Annotated in this window: 3 protein-coding genes; 1 reads left to right on the top strand and 2 read right to left on the bottom strand. The window is 41.2% G+C overall.

Annotated elements, in window-relative coordinates; all coding sequences use genetic code 11:
* Positions 1 to 422, top strand: a 422-nt coding sequence (locus B3Y13_RS09025) for a sigma factor-like helix-turn-helix DNA-binding protein (RefSeq protein ID WP_296694063.1), incomplete at its 5' end; no start/stop codon positions are given.
* A 35-nt stretch (positions 423 to 457) separates the two neighbouring features.
* Here the strand turns inward: B3Y13_RS09025 and recG are convergent.
* Both recG and B3Y13_RS09015 read right to left on the bottom strand, forming a co-directional pair.
* A complete protein-coding gene (gene recG, locus B3Y13_RS09020; RefSeq protein ID WP_296694060.1) occupies positions 458 to 2,671 on the bottom strand; it encodes an ATP-dependent DNA helicase RecG in 2,214 nt (737 codons plus the stop codon).
* A 40-nt stretch (positions 2,672 to 2,711) separates the two neighbouring features.
* Positions 2,712 to 3,184: hypothetical protein (locus tag B3Y13_RS09015; protein WP_296694058.1), on the bottom strand; the 473-nt coding region annotated here is incomplete at its 5' end.

The following is a 3,184-nucleotide window of genomic DNA, read 5'->3' as shown; positions in this document are numbered from 1 at the left end:
CTGAAAGCGAAGAAATTGAAACGATTGCGAAAATGCTTGGCATGGAAAAACAGCATGTAAACGAAATGCTTGAAATTAACCGCGATATGATTAGTCTTGATGCTCAGGTTGAGAATAAAGACGGGGATATTGGTACTGTCGGCGACTTTGTAAAAGACGAAAAATATTCGAATGTTGATGAAAAGGTTATAACGGAAAATCTTCAGAAAGACATTGCGAATGTTCTTGGAACTCTTAAACCGGCAGAAGAAAAGGTTATCCGTCTTCGTTACGGTCTTGACGGTGAAAAACCTATGTCTTTGGCTCAGATTGGCGAAGAATGCAATCTTACTAAGGAAAGGATCCGCCAGATTGAAAAAACTGCAATCTGCCGTATGCAGCATCCTGTTCGTGCAAGACGGCTTGAGGCTTATGTTGCTTAACGTTTAGCTCGTTTTGTGGGCTTGAAGGTTTGTTGCTATTTTGCGAGAGTTTGGACGTATTTGAATGCGTCGGCTCTTGCTTTTGCCATAATTTGCTGGTCTTTGAAAAGATCGGCGAGCGCGAATGTCAATTCTCCGCTTTGTACGGTTCCGGTGATTTCGCCGGGACCTCTTAGTTTTAAATCTTCTTCGGCGATTGCAAATCCGTTGTTTGTTTGGCGGATTGCCTTCATTCGGGCTATTCCAGTTTCTGTTATATTTTTTGAATAGATTAAAAAACAGTAGGATTGTTCATTTCCTCTTCCGACTCTTCCTCTAAGCTGGTGGAGGGCTGCAAGTCCAAAACGATCTGCCTGTTCGATTACCATGCAGCTTGCGTTTGGAACGTTTACGCCGACTTCGACAACTGTTGTTGCGATGAGGACATTTATTTTGCCATTTTTAAAATCTTCAAGAATTTGAGACTGTTCGTCTTCGTTCATTTTTCCGTGAATTAGTGCGCATTTGTATTCTGGATAAACCTGGGTTTGGAGAAAATTGAATGCGTCTTCTGCGGCTTTTAATGCCTGTTTTTTTTGAGCACTTTCTTCAAATAATCCTTCGGTTGCGGAAAAATCGTTGTTTTCGGAAAAAATTTCTTCTTGCGCTTCGTTGAGTCCAATTGCCGGATAAACAAAATATGCCTGATGTCCTTTTTTTAATTCTGTCCGGACGGCTTCGTAAGCATTTGACTCGTTGCCTTCTTTTGTCAGGTAGGTTTGAATTGGCTTGCGACCTTCCGGCATTGTGCGGATTGTAAGAATATCTAAATCTCCGAATGCTGTGAGCGCGAGTGTTTGCGGAATTGGCGTTGCGCTCATCATAAGCAGGTTAGGTTCTGTAAGTTTTGCGTTTGAACTTGCGCGTGCCTTGTCTAAAATTGCGGATCGTTGCATGACTCCAAATCTGTGCTGCTCGTCGATAATTGCCAGGGCGAGATCCTTGTACTGGACGTTTTTTGAAAAAAGCGCGTGAGTTCCGATTACTAGGTTGATTTTACCTTCTTTTAAGGCTGTTAAAAGCTGAATTCTGCCTTTTGCGTTTACATTTCCGGTCAGATATGCAACAGAAACGTTTAAGGCTTCGAGTTCTTTTGCGGCATTTTCTGCATGCTGTCTGGAAAGAATTTCTGTTGGCGCCATAAGTGCTGCCTGACTTCCATAATCGATTACCCGGAGGGCTGCAAAAAAAGAAACGAGTGTTTTTCCGCTGCCGACATCGCCTTGAAGAAGCGCCCTCATTGAAAACTGTCTTTGCTTCTGTTTTTTTGAAACTAGGGGAGAAGTTTCGTAGCTTTTGTCGATGTCGCAGTTCATCTGATAAATTACATTTTTTTGGTCTTTTGTGGGGGTAAATGAAAGCCGGTTTAAATATTGTTTTTGTCGTGGAGAAAGCGATTTTGTAAACTGTTCGTCTGAAATTTGCGGCTGGGCTTGGTCTGAATTTTGCGGTAAAAGTTCAATCGAAGGAAGAAATCCACGGTGCTCGATTGACTGTCTTGCTATTGCGCATTGAAAAAAGAAAAATTCTTCATATACGAGCGTTTTTCGTGCTTCGTTGTATTCGGCAGGATTTTGCGGATTGTGAATGAGTTTTATTGCGTCGCGTTTGTGCAAAAGATGGTTTTGAGAAATGAGATATTCCGGCAAATCGTCTTCGATTCCGAGCGCAAATTGCGAAATTGCGGAATTTACGGCTTTTCGGACAATTTTTTGGCTTAATCCTTCTGTCAGGCTGTAGACTGGAAAAATTTTGCTTTCTGGAGGCATTATGTTTTCGTAGTCCTGCAAATTTCCTTCGTCTGCGATTTTTTGCGCTTCAAAAGAAGATGACTGAAGTTTGCCGAACTTCGCTTCAAATTTGCCTGTTACGGTGATTATTGCTCCTTGCGGAAGTGTTTTTTCTAAAAACGGACGGTTAAATGCTACAAGTTCTGCGCTTGCTGTTCCATCGGTTATTATGATTTTGAGGGTTTTCATGTTGCCGTAGCCAAACCATTCGTGGCCTGTTACTTTTGCAATTGTGTGGACTTTTGAGAATTTTAAAGAATCTTTTAAGACTATTTTTTTTGTGCGGTCGTCATAAGTTCGCGGATAGAATTGAAGCAAATCTCCGGCTGTAAAAATGTTAAGATGCGAGAAAAATTCTGCTGTTTTTTTTCCAACTCCAGAAAGCGCGGAAATAGAATTTTTAATTTCGGAAATTTTCACTTTTGCTACCGTTTGTTGATCCGCAGATTTTTAGAATATTTTAAAAAGGAAGATGTACGAGAAGATTGCAGATTATTGCAATTAAAAAATCTGCGATTTTTACCGTAATCAGTGAAAATACAGTTGAAATTATAAGCGCTGTTGTAAAAGGAATGAATTTTTTTGTAAAAATTCCTGATATTTTGTAGGCGAATGGCGAAATCAGGCTGTCGAGCTGATCCCAAATCGGGCTGTAGGCGCGGTAACTGTTTTTGCGGGACATAAGGCGCATGATTCCCATTGCAATAAGGCGAATTATTAAAAGCACGATTAAAAATTTTGTGACTGAAGAGACTAGCGACCAGACAAGGCTGAGCACGATTGCCAAAAGATAGCCGACTGTTATTGGCTGTCCGTGCGAAAGGCTTGAAAGAATACCAGAAACGGCATAAAGGGCACAGAGCGCAAGTGCCGGACTAAAGTCAAGTCCGCGGAAATTTAAAAAGCGAATCTTTCTGAATATGTTGAGATAAG

Origin of the sequence: Treponema sp. UBA7567, from assembly GCF_002476655.1 — a bacterium.
Classification (GTDB): Bacteria; Spirochaetota; Spirochaetia; order Treponematales; family Treponemataceae; genus Treponema_D.
Note: the sequence above shows the minus strand (reverse complement) of the source record. Positions and strands in the feature narration are given on the sequence as shown.